15 protein-coding genes are annotated in these 21489 nt (G+C 35.0%); 7 read left to right on the forward strand and 8 right to left on the reverse strand.

The window, feature by feature from the left end:
* Nucleotides 1-13: 13 nt before the first annotated feature.
* From OPR29_RS00935 to OPR29_RS00950, 4 genes are all read left to right on the forward strand, one after another.
* Nucleotides 14-658 (forward strand): alpha/beta hydrolase, encoded by a 645-nt coding sequence (locus OPR29_RS00935; RefSeq protein WP_007302063.1) that lies wholly within the window; start codon nucleotides 14-16, stop codon nucleotides 656-658.
* Nucleotides 659-663: 5 nt separating this feature from the next.
* Nucleotides 664-1443, forward strand: a complete 780-nt coding sequence (locus OPR29_RS00940) for an SDR family oxidoreductase (RefSeq protein WP_007302062.1) — start codon at nucleotides 664-666, stop codon at nucleotides 1441-1443.
* Between the two features lie 91 nt (nucleotides 1444-1534).
* Nucleotides 1535-2563 carry an ankyrin repeat domain-containing protein gene (locus OPR29_RS00945; RefSeq protein WP_264375802.1) on the forward strand — a complete coding sequence of 343 codons (1029 nt, stop codon included), beginning with the start codon at nucleotides 1535-1537 and terminating at the stop codon, nucleotides 2561-2563.
* 142 nt (nucleotides 2564-2705) lie between these two features.
* On the forward strand, nucleotides 2706-3662 hold the full coding sequence (locus OPR29_RS00950) for an IS5 family transposase (RefSeq protein WP_213863789.1): 957 nt from the start codon (nucleotides 2706-2708) through the stop codon (nucleotides 3660-3662).
* Between the two features lie 253 nt (nucleotides 3663-3915).
* Here OPR29_RS00950 and OPR29_RS00955 read toward each other — a convergent pair whose 3' ends face one another.
* The 7 genes from OPR29_RS00955 to OPR29_RS00985 all read right to left on the reverse strand — a co-directional run bounded on the left by OPR29_RS00955 (nucleotide 3916) and on the right by OPR29_RS00985 (nucleotide 12900).
* Complete coding sequence (locus OPR29_RS00955; RefSeq protein WP_265025292.1) at nucleotides 3916-6792, reverse strand: hypothetical protein; 2877 nt, start codon at nucleotides 6790-6792, stop codon at nucleotides 3916-3918.
* Nucleotides 6773-9127 carry a VirB4 family type IV secretion/conjugal transfer ATPase gene (locus OPR29_RS00960; protein ID WP_007302059.1) on the reverse strand — a complete coding sequence of 785 codons (2355 nt, stop codon included), beginning with the start codon at nucleotides 9125-9127 and terminating at the stop codon, nucleotides 6773-6775. Before OPR29_RS00960 ends, OPR29_RS00955 begins: the two co-directional genes overlap by 20 nt.
* A 51-nt stretch (nucleotides 9128-9178) precedes the next feature.
* On the reverse strand, nucleotides 9179-9544 hold the full coding sequence (locus tag OPR29_RS00965; RefSeq protein WP_007302058.1) for a hypothetical protein: 366 nt from the start codon (nucleotides 9542-9544) through the stop codon (nucleotides 9179-9181).
* 104 nt (nucleotides 9545-9648) lie between these two features.
* Nucleotides 9649-11052 (reverse strand): DUF350 domain-containing protein, encoded by a 1404-nt coding sequence (locus tag OPR29_RS00970; RefSeq protein ID WP_265025293.1) that lies wholly within the window; start codon nucleotides 11050-11052, stop codon nucleotides 9649-9651.
* A 123-nt stretch (nucleotides 11053-11175) separates the two neighbouring features.
* Nucleotides 11176-12180: an NAD(P)H-dependent flavin oxidoreductase gene (locus OPR29_RS00975; RefSeq protein WP_265025294.1), complete on the reverse strand. Its 1005-nt coding sequence runs from the start codon at nucleotides 12178-12180 to the stop codon at nucleotides 11176-11178.
* 5 nt (nucleotides 12181-12185) lie between these two features.
* Entirely contained in the window at nucleotides 12186-12707 is a 522-nt protein-coding gene (locus tag OPR29_RS00980) for a cytochrome b (protein WP_265025295.1), read from the reverse strand.
* A 49-nt stretch (nucleotides 12708-12756) separates the two neighbouring features.
* Nucleotides 12757-12900, reverse strand: coding sequence for a hypothetical protein (locus tag OPR29_RS00985; RefSeq protein ID WP_265025296.1), 144 nt, complete (start codon nucleotides 12898-12900; stop codon nucleotides 12757-12759).
* 40 nt (nucleotides 12901-12940) lie between these two features.
* Here OPR29_RS00985 and OPR29_RS00990 point away from each other — a divergent pair, with 40 nt between their 5' ends.
* Nucleotides 12941-14113 carry an NADH-quinone oxidoreductase subunit D gene (locus OPR29_RS00990; RefSeq protein ID WP_264336240.1) on the forward strand — a complete coding sequence of 391 codons (1173 nt, stop codon included), beginning with the start codon at nucleotides 12941-12943 and terminating at the stop codon, nucleotides 14111-14113.
* 18 nt (nucleotides 14114-14131) lie between these two features.
* Here the strand turns inward: OPR29_RS00990 and recJ are convergent, their stop codons facing one another.
* The gene (recJ, locus tag OPR29_RS00995) at nucleotides 14132-15871 is read right to left on the reverse strand and encodes a single-stranded-DNA-specific exonuclease RecJ (protein ID WP_265025297.1); all 1740 of its coding nucleotides are present in this window, start codon (nucleotides 15869-15871) and stop codon (nucleotides 14132-14134) included.
* Between the two features lie 666 nt (nucleotides 15872-16537).
* On the opposite strand from recJ, the gene miaB reads away from it, so the two are divergent.
* Both miaB and ileS read left to right on the forward strand, forming a co-directional pair.
* Nucleotides 16538-17860: a tRNA (N6-isopentenyl adenosine(37)-C2)-methylthiotransferase MiaB gene (gene miaB / locus OPR29_RS01000; protein ID WP_264376610.1), complete on the forward strand. Its 1323-nt coding sequence runs from the start codon at nucleotides 16538-16540 to the stop codon at nucleotides 17858-17860.
* 435 nt (nucleotides 17861-18295) lie between these two features.
* The gene (gene ileS, locus OPR29_RS01005; protein ID WP_265025298.1) at nucleotides 18296-21466 is read left to right on the forward strand and encodes an isoleucine--tRNA ligase; all 3171 of its coding nucleotides are present in this window, start codon (nucleotides 18296-18298) and stop codon (nucleotides 21464-21466) included.
* The last annotated feature ends 23 nt before the right edge of the window (nucleotides 21467-21489 follow it).

Raw genomic sequence — 21489 nt, forward strand, 5'->3', positions numbered from 1 at the left:
AAGGGATGAAGAGATGATTGAACTTAAAAGCCAAGAAATTTGTCCAAATGGAAATAAGAAAAATTTGATTATTTTTTTTCATGGTTGGGGTTCAAGTGGCGATAATTTCGCTCACCTTGCTAAAGTTATGAGCAAATTTTTACCCGATTCATGTTTTGTGGTACCGAATGCTCCGTTTGAGAGGGAAATAGGTGATGGTTATCAGTGGTTTAGTTTAGAGGATCGTAGTGAAGAAGCACTATATAATGGGGTGAAAAATGCTGCATCAATTGTAAATCATTTTATTGATACAAAATTAAAGGAGCTTAATTTAAAAGATACTCAGCTTTCTTTAGTTGGATTTTCTCAAGGGGCAATGCTTGCAATGCATGTAGCTCTTACCCGGCTTCAGTCTTGTGCATCGGTTATTGCATATTCTGGTAGGTTTCTTTCACCTTCAAAAATTGCACCGGAGATCAAATCAAAACCCAGCATATGTGTTATTCATGGTGACGCTGATGATGTGGTACCTTTTTCTTCCCTTGATTTAGCGGTTAAAGCTCTGAAAGAAAATGGAGTAAACGCTCAAGGATACCCAATTCATGGATTAGGCCATATTATTAATGAAGAAGGAATAAGGTTAGGGGTTGAGTTTATCAAGAAGAATTTTGGAAATTAATTTCCATGCACTTGTTTTGCTTTGGTTACGGATATGTAGCTAAATTTCTATCGAAAAAATTGCTAAATTTAGGCTGGAAAGTTAACGGTACATCAAGAAATAAAGATATACAACTTTTTGATTATGAAAAGGTTGATCAAGATCTGCTTAAAAGCGTAACACATGTTTTAGTTTCTATTCCTCCAGACGGCGATGATGTTATGGAGAGATACGGTCATTGTCTGGAGAATATTAAATGGCTTGGTTATCTGTCTGCAACTAATGTTTATGGTGACCACTGTGGTAATTGGGTGAATGAGGAATCTGAAACAAAGCCTATAGAAATTAGAGGAGAAAAGCGCCTTGAGTCTGAAAAGAAGTGGCTAAGTAGCAAATTGCCTGTACATATTTTTCGTTTGGCTGGGATATATGGTCCTGGTAGAAATGCGCTAATTGACCTGCAGCTTGGCAAAGCAAGAAATGTGAAAAAAATTTTTTCTCGTGTTCATGTTGAAGATATATCGAATATTTTATTTTCTTCCATGCAAAATATAAAGCCTTATGAGATATACAATTGTGCAGATGATTTACCTGCTACGCAATCTGAAGTGGTCACGTATGCAGCCGAGCTTCTCAATATTAGCCCTCCAGAGCCAGTTGAGATTTCTTCCGTACCAAATTACGCACGGGGTTTTTATTTAGGGTCAAAAAAAGTAAGCAATACTAAAATTAAAAAAGACCTTGGTGTCTCTCTAGTTTATCCTGATTACAAGGTGGGTTTAAAGAGTTTGTATATATTAGAATAGAGAAAATAGATTGCCAGATGCAAAAAATTTTTCTTGAATGTTCCTTGTTTTGATGTAGTACCACTAGGCATACTATTATATAGAGGTAAATATGTTCAGCACTCAATCGCTCCCGGTTGAAAATATTCTATTACATCAAGCCGCTTATAATGGTAACATAAATGAAGTTAGGTTATTACTTAATGTAAAAACTGATATCAATATCAAGGATAAAAAAGGATTTACAGCCTTGCATTTTGCTGTTTATTCAGGACATTTAGACGTAGTAAAGTTACTAATCAGTAAAGAAGCTAATATTCATGCAAGAACTACTAAAGGCAGTACAGTTTTACACTTTGCTGTTGTAGCTAAAAGCAAAGCTATAGTAGAGGAGTTAATTAAAGCGGGAGCTGATCCCAATATAAAAGACTGTACTGATGGTAAGACACCTTTACATATTGCTGCTCAAAATGGACTTGTAGAAGTTGTAAAGGTGTTACTTAATACTCAAGAAATTGAGATTGATGCTAAAGACAATGAATTTGGTATAACAGCTCTGTACTTAGCCTCTCAGAACGGACATACTGAAATAGTTGAACTATTAATTAGCACAAAAAATGCTGATGTTAACATAGTAGATAAAAAAAATAATGTCACACCCTTGTATCTAGCTGCTCAGAATGGGCATGAAGCAGTAGTCAAGTTGCTTCTTGATAATGGTGCTAAGGTCAATGGCTGTAATGTCGATAGAGATCCTTTAAGTGTAGCTATCAAGAATGGCCATAAGAAAATAGTTGAGTTATTACTTAGTATAGAAGGAATAAATGTCAATATTGGCGATAAGATTGGCAATACACCTCTACATATAGCAGCTATAACAGGCCGCAAAGAAATAGCAAGATTACTATTAGCAAAAGGAGCTGATGCTAATATTAAAAACCATTCAGGAGATACTCCTTTACAAATAGCTGAGATAATTGAAAACTCTACAGTTTTTATGCTTGAAAAGGATACAAATTCAGTACTTCTTGTGAAAAAAGGAGTTAAGGAGCTTTTGTCACAACATGTGAAGAACAACAAACCTAGCTCATCAGTAGATAAAATTGACGTATCTGTTCAGCAGAGTAGCAAAATAAGATAGATGAGAAAACTAGTTTGTGACATTGGCGTCCAGTTAAATTTACATGGATTCCAGTGGGCTTTGTTGCACCACTCAAGGAAAGAACAGGCAGTTACTGATGGAATTTGTTATAAAATAGATATTTAGCCGACAAAGGAAAAATATGCCAATAAGAATGAAAGTCAGTAACTGCAATGAATATAACAAATTTCTTCAAGAAAGGGGAAATGTTTTTCATTATATCAACGATGCCATTGAAAATTGGTACGAAAATAGTCCAAAAGTAGCAGGTGGCAACAATGTCTACAGCGACAAAGTAGTGATTCTAATTCACATAATAACCTATCTATTCAGGATTGGTCTTAGGCAAACAGTGGGATTTATAGAGAAATATCTTGAGCAAATAGGGAAAATTTTGCAAATTATCAGCTATTCGCAGGCTTCAAGAAGGTTTAAAAAGCTTAATATCAAAATCAACGACTGCAGAGTTGATAAGAACGATATGGAAGATATTGAAATTGCTATAGATAGTACAGGTATCAGCATCTACAATAATATTCCAGGCCATAGTAAGGCAAATGGTACAGATAGAAAGTATCGCCGCTATGAGCAAACAAGAAAGCTACATGTAATGCTAGAGATAGGTAGTAAAAAAGTTATAGCTGCAAAATACAGTAGTGGAGTTTATTCCGACCACTATGGAGCCTGTGATCTTATTGAAAGAGTGGATACCAAGTATAACATAAGCACGATATATGCAGATAGGGCATATAATCGAAAGAAGTTATACAAACTGTGCGATGAGCTTGACATAAAGACAAGGATTCCTCCGCAAAATAATGCAGTAGAGCATCCAAAGTTGGATTATATGAATGAGAGAAATTCTACAATCAAGCTCATAAAGTCATATGATGAAGATGGTATGAAGAGGTGGAAAAAAGAGATAAATTATTGGAAGAGATCTTATATAGAAAGTTTTTTCTCGCGACTGAAGCAAATATTTGGATTTAGTTTTAGGAATAAATCTGAGATTAATCGTGAGAAGGAACTGCTACTCAAGTGTTATTTGCTTAACAAATTTACTGAAATAGGCATGGCTAAGTTTGATATAGCTTCATGAATTTATTATACATTACCCACTATCCGAAGAGCTGTGCAACAAAGCCATTCCAGTGTCAGCTACTCGAATGACATTATGGAAGCTGTGATGACAAGGAAGGAAGCACTAGAAAGAAATGGGTGTCACGCACTGGGATGACATTATGGGAACTGAGATACAAGAAAAGAAACACTGGTTTGACATGCATCTGAACAGATACTCTCAGTGATGTAAATTCAACTTTACCCCATTTGCAACCATCAGGGTCCTTTGACTATAATCCTAACAATTCTTTTCTAATTTCTTCTTTAATTGTATCAATAATCTTTTGATCAAGTTTATTTATTAAGGAATCATCAATACCTGTGATATCATCTGGATTTTGTATCATTTTTTCAATAGCATCATCTATTTTTTTTACTCTTTTTTCATTAATTTCCTCAAATATAGGTTTAATTTTCACATAACCAGGAGCGCCCTTGCTATAACTTTTGCTGCTTTCGTTGATACAACCACCAGCACCATATGTTTTATTCACGTAGTTTTTACTACATTTTGTTACATCTTTATACCCAATCTCACCATTTTCTATATATGCTATTTTATTATCTTTACTAGAGTTTAGCTTGTCCCCTTTCTTAATTTCTTCTTTTAATTTTAAACTTTGTTCATGAATTATTGTATCTTTGTAATCCCTTCCCCCATAGGTTCTGTATGTACCTCCGCCTGCAACAGTAATTAAATCTTTACAAATTGTTTCTGAAGAGTCTCTGCACATTTTTATTAAAGTTGGTCCCCCATCCTTGTTAGATTCATCATCTTCTTGTCCACCACCTCCTTCTGTCACTTTTACTTTAATATATGGATAACTAGGGTTGACTCTCAGTTTAGCTTTAATGTAATCACCTGGCATTCCTAGTCTACTTATAGTAGACCGAGCTTTATCAGCTATATGACCAGCTTCACCACCTCCCCATGCTTCTATTTCAACGTAATCATACATTGACAGATCATCTGTATAGCCATCTCCAAGCTCATAAAGTTTTTGATCCCTGTCTTCAATAATCTTCTTCTTATGTTTCAATTGTGCTATTATTATTTCACGCAATCTCTTTTTTAAACCATCTAAATCGAATCTGCATAATTTATCAGCAAAAAAGACTTCTGTTCTATTTGCTTTAATCGGTTGATTTTTTAATTGTGTGCACTTTTGTATTTCACCTTTCTCGTTTTTTACTGTTTTACCATCCTTATCCTTGCAATCCACTTCCTCATATCTTAAGTAAAATAGTTTATCATTCTTATCTACATACTGTGTTGAGCGACTACATACTCCATCAAAGCAGAGGCAACCATCATCACCGTGATTACAGTTTTTTTCTTCATACTTTCCATCTGTTAACTCATATACTATTTTGCATTTGTCTTTGCATTTGTCACAATTTTGTTTTGTATCTACCTCTTTATCCTCTTTTGCCATGCAGTTATCTCTAGACTTATTTTCAGCAGGAATGGAAATATATCCTTTTTTATTAAATATTATTTCATTCAGTGCATCTTGTGGCTTTGCTAAAACCTCAATTGTTTCGTTACAGGGAAAATAATAAAGCTGATCAGACTCCTTTGAATAAACAGTATTGTATTTATTGTATCTTGCCCCCATTGATTTTAGCGATATTAGCTTACTTTCTTTTTTAAGAACAAACTCCTCTGGTTCTGGTTGCCACCCAGAAAGGCAGAGCATTTTACTTTTAGAATTTTCTTTATATTTTATTTCTACTTTTGGATATCCTGAGCCATCTAGTTTGCACTTACCATTCTGAAGCTCTTTACATTCTGCTTCGATATCGGGAACATACCCATATTTTTCTAGAACTTCAAATTGCGAATTATTTTTTAATATACCTTCTATTACGCTATCGATGTCGCTTTTACTGTTACTGCTATCAGTTGTTTTTGCCACTATTGCTGGCTTTACTACTTTTAAAGGTAGATGGCCAACATATGTAGGAGAATTTTTATTAACATAAAAAGTACAGATGCCATTACTGTGAGTTCCACGTGCGTCATAAGTACAAACGTTCTCACTCATCTTCATTTTTACTTTTAGCGTATTTTCGCCTTTACCCTCATTAGGCTTTGGTATGCTCACTTCTTCAATCTTTGGAGCAGGTGGCGCTGGGAAGCAGCGAGCAGGAAATTGTAATTTTCTTTTGGACTCTTCTCTCTCAGTACCATAATATTCAGTGCAGAGCTGACCTTTTTTTCTATAAGTTTTAAAGTGATGGTGGGTATCTTTATCTGGAATAGAGTATGTAGCACTTTGAATGTTTTTATTACTTGAAATAACGCGTGGAAAAGGTAGCTCTCTTCTTTCCTTCAGCTCACCAATAATGACTCCAACTCTTGGATGGAAATAATCATTTTCTTCATTTGTTATAGGGACAATTCTAACTTGTGGTGGTGACATCGCAAGTTGTTCACAAAATGCAGGTGGGCCAGGTGCAAGTTGCACAGGGGCACACTTTACTTTTGTTTGATAGCATGTATCACAAACTTTTTCCATCTCTCCAGGACGAAAAATATTTTCCCCAGAAAATACTCTAGAGCCCCATGAAGAAATTCCTGACATACAAGCCCCTTTTTGACTACAAGCACATATCTTAGGAGAATTAGCAAATTTTACTTTTTCTTCATCAGTAACACCATCTGCCCATTCCCATCCAAGACCTTGGGCAATTTCTCCTCCAGCTTTTGTTTTATCTCCTTCCCAATCTATAAAAGCTGCTGCAGAAACTCCAGCTCCTGTACTCTGCGTTCCATATATCTGGCGGCAGAATGTTCCACTGGATAATATATAACAGTTGTCGTTCCCTTCGTAATCGCAGACCTTAATCTTTGGATCGAAGTAACCTTCTGGTCCCTGATTATTTACTGCTGTAACTTTAATAAATTGCAATAATTTTTCGTCAAAATCTAAATCGCTCCACTTGCCTTTAAAAAAATTCGCAATACCTTTTCCTGCTTTACTTCCTGTAGCTTCAATTTCAGTATTACTTTTTACAAATGTTGGACAATCAGCATATCCTTGATAAGAAAGACAAAATATCAAGGAGAATATCAATAAAAAATTAAGCTTTACATTTTTCATAGAACGCCGGTAACCACTTACTCACTTTTTCGCCTTTTTCCTTTATTGCTTCATACATATACTTTATAGTCTCTTTATTAGCTGAAAGTACATGTATTTCTTTCATATTCTTCAAATCTAGATTTAAAGTTACTAAACCTTTGTATTGCTTTATCAAAAATAAACCTTCCTGTGTTGGTGTTTGCAAAATGACATTCAGTTCCTCTTTCGACAGAGAAAATGCTTTCATGTATAACCTGTTTGCATTTATGTTCGGCATCAGGATTCTCGTATCGACATGCTTATCTAAATATTGAGTAAACTTGCTAGCAAATGCTAGGTTTAAGTTTTCAGTACTTAGAATTACTACAACATTTAACTTTGTCATTCTTTGCATCCAGTCGTCAAACTCTCCCTCTGTAGGAAAAATATTACTTATCTCCCATGCTTCATCCAAAACAAGTATTGCAGGTGAGCCATCACATTTTGCTTCGAAAGAGTATAAGAAATAGTAAAGTATCACGGACATACATTCTTTTTGCTTAGTGAGATTTGCAGTATTGAGGGATATAGTTTTTGTTCCCCAGTCAATGTCTGACTCATCACCATCTTGGAATAAGTAAGCAAATTCACCTTCACCACACCATTTACTTATTTTGCCTCCAAGAAGTAAAAGCACTTCAGAAATTTGAGAAATAGATCGCGATTCTCTTGGTATAGCAAATATAGAATCTACAATTTTTTTTGTCTTTTCTTCTACGTCTACCAAACTTGCATCTGCAACCATCCTTTTGATCAATTCAACAAGCATATTGCGATTAGAAGCACTATCTTCAATGTTCAGTGGGTTAAATTTTAGACTTTTATCTTTATATTTTGGATCAATTATGTAATATTGGCCGCTTACTGCTTTAGTAAATATTATTGATTTTCCAGTATTATCCAATATAACAATCCTAGGGTTAAATTTTCTTGATTCCGAAAGTAAGAAATTGATCAGTGAGGTTCTACCTGAATTTGGAGCTCCAAGTATTGTGGTATGACCATTATTTTTCTTTCCATGAAAGTTAAAAAAGTAAGGACTGCCTTTTTTTGAAAAAAAAACTGTTACTGCTTCTTTCCATCTTCCTCCTTTTAACGTACCTGATGTAAAATCATGCAACATAGCAAAGCTGCAAGCATATTTTTCTAATATATTTTTTGGTTGTGTAACAAAAGCAAAGTTTCCAGGAAGCTGTGCCCAAAAATGATTTTCCATGTGCAGATCAGTCCTAAACATCATCAACCCGATTAACGACATTACAGAGGATAAATCACTGATATTTTTAGCTAACCTATTCTTATCATCTGCAAAGATTGTAACAATAATTTTCTGTTGACAAAAATCCATAGCAGAAATTTTTTCAAGCTCTATTATTTCATTTATTCCTGAGTTTTGAAGTAAGGTATTGTCCTCACTGATTTGTAGTATATTAATTTGTTTTTTGAATTCTTTTACTGCTTTATTATTACTAGTAAATATTATTATTTCTGTGATGATAAGCTCAGAGTCAAGTTGCAAACACCTATCTATATTTTCTAAGGGGATTTCTCGATATTCCTTTATGCAAAAAATAGAACCAAACTTCTGTTGACCTTCAAACGATGTTTGAAATTTATTGAAACCAAAAGCTACTTTTAAATTTTTAACATGCTGCGATAGATCCCTTTCACATATTGGATAATCTTTGTGCGTTAATGTAATAATGTAATGGAGAAATTCCATCATTTGAGAATATATTTTGCCTTCACTAGACCTAAGGCCCAGTTTTTTAGCTCCAAAAGGTTCTAAATCTTTTTGAATCAGGTCAGTTATTTTTTGTAATTCTTGATGATTTTTTTGTAAAAATAACTTGTGCCTATTCTTTATCCTGCCAAAAAAAAATGCATTATTAATATGTTTGCCAAAATCACTAAGTAACACCACAATGTATAACTCATTTATATACTGTAGTTTACTATCAACTAGTTTATTAAACCACGTTGAGTGTAGCTGATCGGAAAAGTCTGAAGTTTTATTCCACTGTAAGCTCAGTTTATTGCGCTTACGGACAGTGTGAATCCAAACGGTAAAATATAAACTCTTGATATTTTTTGATATACTTTTTCTAATTTCAGTTCTAAGATCACCATAGTTATCAACTGAAGAATAGTCTTCTAATTTGATTATTTTTAATAATTCCCCCTGTTTTGTTAGTATAGTTTCTTCATCGTAGTGGCAAGCATAAGGGATAAAATCTAAATTAATACTTTCTAGTAACGCTAAATTGTTCTTTTTTTCAGAATTAGATCTAGTGGCTGGTACTTTTGGTTGCATACAATATCATGCGTATTCAATAAAAAGATAATAAAGAATCATCTATCTTACTTAATCCTTATCTTCTTTTTTGTTATTGGATTGTAACTGTATGTCCTTTGCAAAGTTGAATTTTTCTTTCAGGTAATCTGTTGCCTTTTCTGTGCTTCCAAACATCATGATCAGTACGCCAAATATTATCATGAAAAAAATTAGGCCTCTGAACACTACTGCAAGTATCACTGTAGCTATACATAACCCTATAATTGTCGAAGGATTCATATTTTCTACAGTATCTTTAACTGAAAATGAAGAAATAAGTTCTTTCAACGTTCCTGGTATATTTTTCAATTCATCACTTGCTTTGCTAGAACATGACATGAAGATAAAACTTAACAGGGCTACAATAGCAAAAACTCTACCCAATTGAATACGCATCAGCTAAATACCTTTAAGATACTCCTCAAATGTAACAATTTTTACATCAATAGGCAAGAACCGAATTCACTTGCTCACCATAAGTAACTCATATTTAACTTTTATCACCGTGTTAGCTCTTTATTATCAACAAGAGGACTCACACTAATGGATGTCAATTTACTTGACAGAAAGTTTGAACACAATTCAGCAGCAGCTGCTGTAGCAAACACCGCAGCCACCACAAACAGTCCTGCTCCTACTAATCCTGATGTCATTGCTCCTGCAACAATGCACCCTATTGCTAAGAGAGCAGAACTTGTTACAAGTGCGACGTGAAGATTTTTGTTTTTACTATTATTTTCATAATTATTGGATTGCATTGTATCTTTTACCTTACTGCCTGTCACTGAGATCACACAATGAGGCCCTTCTTCAGTCTTCTTATAATGTTTAGAAGGGGATATTCTTCCGCTTGGGCCTTTGGGCCTTGTTTTGTTCGGATGTGCTAATTTTGTTTTTCCTTCATCTTCTAGTTGCAAACTATTATCTTTCTCAGCAGGGTTTAATTTTAAGTGTACACTTTCCTCAGATGAAATGCTTGTTACTGAAGTTAAGCTGTTCCTTCTGCTACTTGATGCCAAGCTAGATGAATTTATTCCACTATCTAAGTCACTGCTACTACTGAGTTTAGAAGTATTTGCACCGCTTGGCACTTCTACAGCATTCACAGTTATATTAGGCTTTTCATTTTTTAAATCTTTACTATCAATCGAAAGATCAGATTGACTATTCAATTGTGATTGTGCGATCTCCTTTCTTGCTTGCGATTGTTTTGATGTAGGATGTGCTGAAGCACCATAATAACCTGAATTTCTCAAGGTATTGTATTTTCCAGGGGTTCCTTTTCCACTTACACCCTTAGCTAAAGAATCCTTTTCCAGAGGATTAATACCTGAATTTTTGGGAATTTCAACTTCACCAGAAAGACTTTTTTTGTTAAATAGTTCCATAGTATTATTTTGTCTATTTGCTTGATTACTTCTAAGACTTTTCTGATTTTGAATAGTGCTACTAGAATGATCTTTGTCACTACTTTTATTAGTAATCCCTGTAATCTCTAAAATTATTCCTAATATTTTTCCTCTTCTTGTTGGTGATCTTTGTGATGATTTTTCTTCATTGTTAAGTACTGAAGGTTTCATTAATTCCTCTGACTCTATCACTTCTTTTTCCAATGCTGGAAGAAATTTCTCGGTGTAATAATTATAATATTTTTCTTGCTCTCTCAGTAATTTTTCTAATTTAATTAATATGTTCGGATCAGCTCCTTTGTTGAACAACTCTATGCATTTTGCGATAGTTCCATCTCCCTTTTTTAGATTTTCATGATTATGTCTTTTTTTTGTGACCTTTTTGTATATATTGGTGAACAGTTTACGATCTTCTTCATTACTCAAAGATTGAATAAGCTCTTCTATTTGATAAGGTAAATCATTACTTCTAGATTTTTTTAAAGTACCTAGCATAACATTCCTCTCATACAAATAAAATGTATGAATACCTCTTTAGCGTTAATTTTACATTAAAACTGGGCAGTTATGCCTTATTACGGATAATTATAGCAATTTGCTAACTATTTTCTTTGCTGATTACTGATTTTGCATTTCAACATAATTGCTTGCCTGTTGAACTAGCATATCTATTACTTCTTTTACAGGCTTTTCTCTATCAACCATGCCAACACTTTGACCGGCCATTAAAGATCCTGTTTCAACATCTCCATCAATTACTGCCCTTCTTAAAGCTCCAGCCCAGAACTTTTCTATTTCAAGCTGCCCATTTTCTTTTGAGATCTTTCCATTTTGATATTTATCGATAATGTCTCTTTGATGCTTCATAAAATCATCACTTGCTTTGTTAACTATAGCTCTTACTGGAATTACAGGGAAATCAGCACTAATCTGCACAGAAGATACAGCATTACGCGCAGCTGATTTGATGAATACTTCTTTAAAATTTTTGTGAGCGATTGACTCATTCGTGCAGACAAATAATGTACCTATTTGACAGCCACTTGCTCCCATTTCTAGGTAGTTCACTATCATTTCACCTCTTCCTATTCCACCTGCAACAAACACCGGTGTTTTCTCATTTTTAAAATGAGGTAATATCTCCTGTGCGAGAACAGAAGTGCTAACAGGACCGATATGTCCTCCTGCTTCCATACCTTCTATTATTAACGCATCTACTCCCATTTTTACTAACCTTTTCGCGAGGCTTAATGCTGGTGCAAAACACATAACTTCAATGCCCGCACTCTTGATTTTTTCTATATTAGGCTTCGTTGGTAGTCCACCGGCAAGCACTATATGGCTTACTTTCGTTTCAATGCACACATCTATCAACTCACTCAACTTTGGGTGCATAGTAATTAGATTTACACCAAATGGTTTGTTAGTTAATTTCTGTGTCTCTATGATTTCTTTTTTCAGTAAGTCTGGAAACATTGCACCGCAAGCAATCACGCCAAATCCACCAGCATTTGAGATTGCTGAAACCAAATTTCTCTCTGAAACCCAGCTCATAGCACCACCCATTATTGAAAATTCACTACCGAGAAAATTCGTTCCTTTCTTCCAAAGCTTGCTCAACATATAGCCTATATCATACGTTTAAAAATGTTTTGTTTATCTATGAATGTATGTTTCAAAGCGCCAAGTATATGTAAGACTATAAAGAGTACCATAAAATACGCAAGTATCGAATGTAGCTGATTAGCTGCACTAGCTAGCTCTTTGTTTTCATTGATTAACAAAGGGATATGAACAAAATATTTGATCTCTTTACTAGAAGCAGAAGACATGACATAACCAGATAGTGGCATTAGCATCATCAAAGCATACAAACCAAAGTGTACCGTTTTGCTCGCGTTGATTACAAATCGAGAAAAATTTGCTGGTAATGGCGGAACATAAGTAAAGACGCGAAAAAATATACGTACTATAATTAATCCAAGAACGGTGATGCCACAAGCCTTATGAATAGCGTATATGCTGAATTTAATTTCACTGCTAATCGGCAAACTTTTCATGTACAGTCCAGAACAAAGCATACCAATAATAAGAGCAGACATTAACCAATGAATGATCCTTAAACCTAAACTATATTTATTGTCTTTCATTAATTTTGATTACTCTAAAGTAGAATTTATATAGTAGAAAAACTATTTCTCAATCAAAATTATCTATACATAATTTCGCTGCCTTGATCAACATAAGTGCAATAATTGTATGTGACACATAAACATTGTCTATCAGATCATGAGGAGATGGTGAACTTTTAAGGAGTTTTTCTATTGTATTGACTTTAAACACATTTTATCCTATACAACTTTAATACCTTAAACTGCCAAATATGCCTGATCTAAAGACAATGATGCTAAATTTTGGTCCCCAGCACCCAGCTGCACATGGGGTGCTACGACTTGTTTTAGAGATGGATGGTGAAGTGATCGAGAGAGCAGACCCCCATATTGGGCTTTTGCACCGTGGCACTGAAAAATTGATAGAACATAAAACATATCTTCAAGCTCTGCCTTATTTTGACCGCCTTGATTATGTGTCACCAATGTCACAAGAGCATGCATATTCGTTATGTGTAGAGAAATTATTGCAGTGCGAAGTTCCGATTAGGGCAAAATATTTGCGTGTTCTATTTTGTGAGCTGACAAGAATACTAAATCATTTACTAAATATCTCTTCCCAAGCGCTTGATGTTGGGGCGATGACTCCTCTTTTATGGCTCTTTGAAGAGAGAGAAAAAATACTCGAGTTCTATGAAAGGGCCTCAGGTGCAAGATTTCACGCAGCTTATATAAGGCCAGGTGGACTTGCAGCAGATATCCCAGAAGGTTTGATTGAAGATATTGCAAAATTTATAGAGCAATTTCCAAAGTATATAGATGATGTTGATGAACTTTTAACGGAAAATAGGATATGGAAGCAACGCACTGTAGGAATTAGTGAAATATCAATAAAACAGGCGCTTGATTGGGGCTTTAGTGGACCAATGCTCCGTGCTGCTGGTCTTGCTTGGGATTTGCGGAAAAGCCAACCATATGAGATATATGATCAGCTAGATTTTGATATACCTATCGGTCAAAATGGTGACTGTTATGACCGTTATTTAGTTAGAATGGCGGAGATCAGACAATCTATCAGCTTGGTGAAGCAATGCATAGAGAAGATGCCTGAAGGGTCAATAAAAACTGAAGATAGAAAAATTTCTCCACCGCCAAGAGCAGAAATGAAAGAATCTATGGAGGCTATGATTCATCATTTTAAGCTTTATTCAGAAGGATATCATGTGCCAGAAGGTGAGGCATATGTGGCTGTTGAAGCGCCAAAAGGTGAGTTTGGAGTATATATAGTTTCAGATGGTACCAATAGACCTTATAGATGTCGAATAAGAGCACCTGGCTTTGCGCATTTACAGGCCTTAGATTTCATGGCAAAAGGACACATGCTTGCTGACATTGCAGCAATTATCGGTTCACTCGATATAGTCTTTGGTGAGATTGACAGGTAATTATTGTAAAATAGTAAATCAACTAATGGTCAATACATCCTCTATTAAAAACTGCACAAATTCATTTCCATTCCAATAATTCATAGAGATTTTACCTAAAATTGATTTAACATTTCCCTGCATGATAGCAGAGCCAAGCTCAGTATTTGCAGAGCGAAACGCAATAGCTTTTACCATAACATTATCATCAGCAATAAAACATTTTATATGATCAACTCCTATAACTTCCGGCTTTCTTATCTTTGCTCCTTGGATGATAAATCTTGGTTCAGGATTGCCAACACCAAATGGCTCTAAGCGTTGCAATTGATTCCACAGGGATAAGTTTATTGCTTTAGCTGTTACTATACCATCAGCTTTTATGATTTTGTCATTTGTAGAGTTTGCAAATCTTTCAGTAAAGAAATCATGTAGATCACTTATTTTATCTTCCTTAATCGAAAATCCTGCTGCCATACTGTGACCACCACCTTCAATGATTAGGTTGGTAAATTTTGCAGAAAGAACCGCAGCGCCAATATCTATTCCAGAAATTGACCTGCAGCTTGCTTTTCCTATTCCATTGTTTAAAGATATCACTATCGTTGGTAAGTGAAACTGCTCTTTTAGTCTTGATGCAATGATACCAATTATTCCCTGGTGCCAATTACCACTTACCATTATAAAATTTACACCTAAGTGGGCAAAATTTTCCGCTTGTGTTATAGCTTCCAAAATAGCCTCATTTTCTAGCATTTTTCTTGCATTATTCAAACCTATTAGTTTTAGCGAGATTGAATGCGCATTTTCTTCATCATCAGTGGAAAGCAACCTTGCACCGAGCGATGCTTCTCCAATTCTTCCTCCGGCATTTATACATGGCCCAATACTAAACCCTAATCGTGAAACACTTGGTTTTTCAAGGATTCCCAAAGCGTCAAACAAAACACGTAAGCCAACATTTTTTCTTGCTGACATAACTTTTAATCCTTGTAAAACAAAAGCCCTATTTAGGCCTGTAATCTGCATAACATCGCAAACAGTTCCAAGAGCAACCAAATCCAGTAGATCAAATAAATCTGGTTCTTTTTTGTTGGTAAAAAATCCTTGCTCACGTAGGATTCTGTTAAGAGCAACAATTAGCAGAAATGACACTCCAACTGCTGCTAAGTTATTATAAGGAGAGCTCTCATCAAGGCGGTTGGGATTAACAACTGCTACAGCACTTGGTAATTTTTCTGTTCCAAGGTGATGGTCGACAACTATAATATCAAGTCCAAAGACTTTTGCATCTTCTATTGGTTGATATGCAAGCGTACCGCAATCAACAGAAATACATAAATCAATACCATTCTTTTTAAGTTGTAATAAAGCATCTGTGTTCAATCCATAGCCCTCATCAACACGATCTGGAATATAGATTATAGAGCGTGTTCCAATCGCTCTTAGGTACCTATTAATCAATGCTGATGACGTTGCACCATCAACATCGTAATCACCAAATATTGCAATATTCTCATTATTGTTTATTGCTTTTATTATGTGAGAAACAGCTTTATCCATATCAAGGAGGTGAAAGGGATCTGGTAATAGCGATCTGATTAGTGGGTGTAAGAAGTCATGTGCATTTTCTATGTTAACACCACGAGCAACTAATATTCTTGCTAATATTTCTGGCAACTCAAATCTCTGTATAAGAGTAAAAATCTCCCTTTGATCTGCTTCTTGTAACTTCCACAGTGCATTTGTTATGCTGCGTTTTTCAATATCAAGTAGCATATTTTTTGTAAATAAAACTACTTTACCAGAACTTTTACGCTTGTTCTATAATTGTGTTAGACTTCTGTATAACCCAAAGAAAGATATAGGAGAGTGTCACTCGAAAGGAATCACATTTATTTTGACAAAGAGCATCTGTAAAATCTGATACTTCTTCTTGCATAACATGCTCTTTAATTAGTATTATATCTATATTAGCATATAAGTGTGAATATTATATTAGTGTAATTACTTTTTGGTATACATAACAAATTTATGCCTGGAAACAGTTTTTGGTTACTCAAACCTTTTCTACCTTTATTTCATATTCTTTAAAGTATTTTTTGCACTTTCTTTATAAAAACCATAGGTACCAATCGGTTTTTAGCTTAAGAATAAAGGTTAAGTATCTGGAATTCTGGACATAAAATCCTCCTGAAAAATTAGAAAGAAAATGCAGCGCATATACAACAGAATTTGAACACGTGCTGAAGAAGATACACTACGTTTTTTTTTGAAAAATTGACTGAAAAGTCTGCAGACTGAGATAGATTTTTGAGCTCTTAAAATACCCCTACTGTCAGAGTAAGGAAAGCGAGAAGGTTTGTCAAGCAATCTTTATTGGCTGTTGTACTAGAATTCAGTTTTTCGTATAATTTGCTAGAATTTGTGTGAAGAATTTTAAATATGAAAGGCCTATATATTAAAACTTACGGCTGTCAGATGAACGTTTATGACTCCATTTTAATGGAGAATATAGTTAAGCCTTTAGGGTTCAACGTTGTTAGTGATGCAGAACAAGCTGATTTGGTGATATTAAATACTTGTCATATTAGAGAAAAGGCAGCAGAAAAGCTTTACTCAGAGCTTGGAAGAATCCATTCATCACAAAAAAATAAGGAAATGACCATAGTGGTGGCTGGATGTGTAGCGCAAGCAGAGGGAGAAGAAGTGTTCAGAAGGGCTCCTTTTGTTGATATTGTTGTTGGTCCGCAGAGTATCGCTGTTTTACCGGAGCTGATAGTCAAAGCAAGCAGAAGTAAAGGTCATGTAATAAATACTGATTTTCCAGAAGTTGCGAAGTTTGATAAATTGCCAGATGAATGCTATGGCAATAGCCAGGGGTCTTCTGCGTTTCTTGCCATACAAGAAGGTTGTGATAAATTTTGTACGTTTTGTGTGGTACCATATACACGCGGGGCTGAGTATTCACGACCAGTAAATGAAATATTCCGTGAAACATTGAAGTTAGTTGCAAATGGGGCAAGGGAAATCAATTTGCTCGGTCAAAATGTTAATGCTTATCATGGAGAGTGCGAAGGAGAGGTGTGGGATTTAGGAAAATTAATTAGTCACATTGCTAAAATTGAAAAGCTAGAAAGAATCCGCTACACAACTTCTCATCCAAGAGATATGCACGAATCTCTCTACTTGGTACATGCGGAGGAATCAAAACTCATGCCGTTTGTTCACCTACCTGTGCAGTCAGGTTCGAATAAAATATTGCATGCAATGAATAGAAAACACACGGCAGAGGAATATTTGGGAATAATAGACAGATTGCGCAAATTGAAACCTGAAATCGAATTTTCTTCTGATTTTATTGTTGGTTTTCCTGGAGAAACTGAAAAAGATTTTGAGGAAACTATGAAGTTAGTAGAAAAAGTAAAGTACGCTCAGGCTTATAGTTTTAAATATAGCCCAAGGCCAGGAACGCCAGGGGCGGAAAGAAAAGATCAAGTACCAGAAGAGGTTAAAACAGAGCGTCTTCTTCGTTTACAGGAATTAATTAGCAAGCAACAACTTGAATTTAATCAGAGTATGATAGGAAAAACTATTCCTGTTCTATTCAGTGATAAAAAAGGTAAACACCAAAATCAAATTATTGGTAAAAGCCCATACATCCAATCAGTATGCGTTGATGATCCTGACGACAAATACAAAAATAAAATAGTAAATGTAAGGATATTGGAAGCTAGGCAAAATAGTTTGTTGGGATGCGCTGCCTAATTAGAGAAAAGTGTTCCCATGGTCTCATGTAGAAGCACTTTGTGTGTTTTTATAAGTTTATAAGCTATCTAGATTTAATCCTTAAGGGACTACAACTCTCTGTTACGCAATCATATGAGACTTGATATAATAGATTTGCGGGATTTTTTTCTTTTCCCACTGATAGTGTACCTTTTTAATCTTTCCAGAATTATTATATTCATAGGAAACTGATTCCCAAACAAAGCTGCTTTTACTATTATTTTTGTTAGCATCATGAAATTTCTGATAAGGCCAACTTCTATTGTCTTTATTCATCTTTAACTTAAGTAAATAAGTCTGATTTATTAATATGCTGTATAATAATGTCAATACCTATCTATGTTTATAGAAACAGAGTTTTTGAATTTGTAATTTTCCAGAAAGCTCTATATTCTTTGATTTTATCCAGTTAAAATGAATATGAAGTATTATCCTGATACAAGCAGCAGTCCTGATTTTTCATTGCTAGAAAAGGAAATCATAAAATTTTGGCAGGAAAATAAAATTTTTGAGCAGTCAGTCGAGAAACGTTCCAAGGGTCATTGTTTTGTATTTTATGATGGGCCTCCGTTTGCAAATGGACTTCCGCATTACGGACACTTGCTTACTGGTTTTATAAAAGATGCATTTGCAAGATATCAAACTATGCTGCAAAAAAGGGTTGAACGTAGATTTGGTTGGGATTGCCATGGCTTACCAGCTGAGATGGGTGCAGAAAAGGAACTTGGAATATCTGGTAGAACTGAGATAGAGAAGTTTGGCATTGAAAAATTCAATAATCATTGCCGTACTTCTGTAATGAAATTTTCATCAGAATGGGAGAAGTATGTAAATAGACAAGCAAGATGGGTAGATTTTCATAATGACTATAAGACTATGGATAAGTCATTCATGGAGTCGGTCATGTGGGCATTTAAGCAGCTTTATGATAAAGGTCTGGTGTATGAATCAATACGCGTTGTTCCCTATAGCTGGGCGTGCGAAACTCCACTCTCTAATTTTGAAACAAGGCTTGATAATGCATATAGAGAAAAAATTAGCAAAGCTGTAACTGTTGCTTTTGAACTTTTAGAAAATCCAAAGCAATTTAAACAAAAATGTAGATTACTTGCTTGGACTACAACGCCTTGGACATTGCCGAGTAACCTTGCACTGGCAATAGGAAAAGATATTGAGTATTGTGCAATGTTAGTAAATGGTGAAGTCTGCATCTTTGCTGAAAGTTATTTAGAGAAATTTGTCGGCCACTGTGAACAAAGCAATATTCAATATGAAAACTGTAATACAAAACTTAAAGCGAGTGATCTTGCAGGTCTTTCCTATAAACCACTGTTTGATTACTTTAAAGATACAAAAAATGCGTTCCGTGTTTTCAGTGCTGATTATGTTACAGCAGAAGACGGCACTGGTGTCGTGCACACTGCTCCTGGATTTGGTGAAGAAGATTTTTACCTTTGCCAAAGCCATGATATTCGAGCTGTTTGTCCAATTGATAACGGTGGGAAATTTACTGCAGAAGTTTCAGATTTAACAGGAGTTCATGTTTTTGATGCCAATGATACAGTAATAAAAAAATTAAAAGAGCAGGGGAGTTGGTTTAAGACTGAGCAACATATTCATAATTATCCTCACTGCTGGAGAACTGATACTCCCTTGATCTATCGCACTATGCCTTCTTGGTACGTTGCTGTGACAAAGTTTAAGGGAAGAATGACAGAGCTAAATAAGAGAGTTAATTGGATGCCAAATCATATAAGAGATGGTCAATTTGGAAAATGGCTTGAAGGAGCGCATGACTGGTCTATTTCACGCAATCGATTTTGGGGTACGCCAATTCCTGTGTGGAAATCAGATGATGCAAAATATCCAAGAGTGGATGTATATGGTTCGATAGCAGAACTAGAGCGAGATTTTAATGTTAAAATAGATGACTTGCACAGACCATTTATCGATACTTTGATAAGACCAAATCCTGATGATCCAACAGGAAAATCAGTTATGCGTCGTGTGCCTGATGTGTTTGATTGTTGGTTTGAGTCTGGCTCGATGCCGTTCGCGCAAGTTCACTATCCGTTTGAAAATAAAGAATGGTTCGAGAAAAATTTCCCTGCGGATTTTATCACTGAATATATAGCACAAACAAGAGGATGGTTCTATACGCTTTTTGTGCTTTCCACTGCTTTATTTGATAGTGAGCCATTTAAGAATTGCATATGCCACGGTGTGGTTCTTGATGTGAAAGGTCAGAAATTATCCAAGCGTTTAAATAATTATGCAGATCCAATGGAGGTTTTTGACAAATGTGGTTCTGATGCGCTGCGTTTTCTTATGCTATCTGGTTCCATTGTTTGCGGTGGTAATTTACTACTCGACAAAGAAGGAAAATCGATACGAGATATTCTGAAGGACGTAATAAAACCTATTTGGAATAGTTATCACTTTTTTACCATGTATGCAAATGCAGATGGAATTAGAGCTGAGGTTTGTAAAGATTATCAGAGTACCATTGATCGCTACATGATTTCCAAATGTTTTGAAGCTGTGGAAAGTATACAAGCTTCTATGAACAACTATAATTCCCAAGAGGCTTGTAAAACCCTGATGAATTTCTTTGAAGTGTTAAATAATTGGTATATTCGTCGTAGTCGTGAGCGTTTTTGGAAAAATGATTTAGATCAAGACAAAACTGATGCTTATAATGTTCTATACACAGTTTTTTATTACATACTACGGGCTGCAGCTCCTTTGTTGCCACTCATAACAGAGACTATATGGCAAGGGCTTGAGTACAAAGAAACATCTGTTCATTTGGCTGATTTTCCACAATCAGATAGATATGACAGTGAACTCATTGCCAAGATGGATTTGGTAAGAGAGATATGTAACTCTGCATTATCCATCAGAAATACGTTTAACATGCGCATCAGGCAGCCACTTGGCAGTATGACCATTTATCATAGGTCTTCCTGCGATTTCCTTAAAAATGAATATCAAGAGATAATAAGAGATGAGGTGAATGTAAAAGAACTAGAAATAGTAAGTGAGTTGAAAGAAGTTGCGTCACTAGAGCTAAAACTAAATTTTCCGCTACTTGGTAAGAAGGTTGCAGATAAAATCAAGAAACTAGTTCAATATGTCAAAGAAGAAAAGTGGAGACAAATTGAGAATGAGCAAATATTTCTGGGAGATGAAACAGAGAGCTATACTATAGAAAAAGGTGAGTATGAACTATTATTAAAAGCAAATAGTGAATATTCTTCTGTATTTGATAACAATAAAGGGATTGTTGTTCTGAGTACTGAGCTCAATGATGAACTAATTCTAGAAGGACTCGCGAGAGATGTTGTGAGGCTTATTCAAGAAACTAGAAAACAAGCTGATTTCCATATATCAGATAGAATCAGAGTAATAATTAAAGCAGAAGATGAGAAAATTAAGGAAGCAATAACTACATGGAATAAATATATAAAAGAACAGACCCTTGCCTTATCTTTGGATACTAATAAAGAGATCGAGGCCGATTTCTATTCTAAAGAATATCAAGATTTGATAGTTGGTATTAAGTTAATAAAGTTGCAAAGTTAGTAATATTTATGATATACTGAGAC

Source organism: Wolbachia endosymbiont (group B) of Pammene fasciana, from assembly GCF_947251495.1.
In the GTDB taxonomy this organism is placed as follows: Bacteria; Pseudomonadota; Alphaproteobacteria; order Rickettsiales; family Anaplasmataceae; genus Wolbachia.